We start from the raw sequence: 734 nt of genomic DNA, 5'->3' as shown, positions 1-734 counted from the left end.
CCCATCGAGGGCACCCACGTCGTCACCGTCACCACCGGTATCGGCATGACCACCAGCATGGGCCTCGCCCACGCCGGCGTCGGCAACGCGCTGGACCGACTCGCCGCCACCGTCTGAACGATCCAAACCGAAGGGATAAACCAATGGGTACCAAAGCAACTGATCCGATCAGCCTCGTCGTCTTCGACATGGCCGGCACCACCGTCGAGGACAGCGGGCTGGTTCAGCAGTCGTTCCTGGCCGCCGACAGTCATGCGGGTCTGTCGAAGACCGACGCCGACCGTGAGGAGATGCTGCGCTACGTCTCCGACACCATGGGCCAGTCCAAGATCGTGGTCTTCCGGCACCTGGCCAAGGGCAACGAGGAACAGGCGCAGGCCGCCAACAAGGAGTTCGAACGCTGCTACGCCCAGCTGGTCTCCGAGGGTAACTGCAGCCCGATCCCCGGCGCTGAAGATGTCATTACATCTTTGCGGTCCAGCGGTATCAAGACCGCGCTGACCACCGGGTTCGCCCATGAGACCCAGTCGGCCATCATCAATGCCCTGGGCTGGCACAACTTGGCCGACGTGGTGCTGTGTCCGTCCCCGGGCGTCCGTGGCCGGCCGTACCCGGACATGCCGCTGACCGCGCTGATGCAGACCGAAACCGATTCGGTGCGTTCGATGATCGTGCTGGGCGACTCCTCCTCGGACGTCATCAGTGGGCTGCGTGCCGGCGCGCGAGCCTCGATC

General features: G+C 64.9%; 1 protein-coding gene. It reads left to right on the top strand.

Going from position 1 to position 734, the window contains the following annotated elements; all coding sequences use genetic code 11:
* Window positions 1–143: 143 nt before the first annotated feature.
* The coding region (locus tag IMZ11_RS42930; RefSeq protein WP_228649360.1) for a phosphonatase-like hydrolase at window positions 144–734 on the top strand (591 nt) is incomplete at its 3' end.

The sequence above is a fragment of the Microtetraspora sp. AC03309 genome (genome assembly GCF_020826795.1).
In the GTDB taxonomy this organism is placed as follows: Bacteria; Actinomycetota; Actinomycetes; order Streptosporangiales; family Streptosporangiaceae; genus Microtetraspora; species Microtetraspora glauca.
The sequence above is the reverse complement of the archived record's forward strand: the minus strand, read 5'-3'. Positions and strand labels throughout refer to the sequence as shown.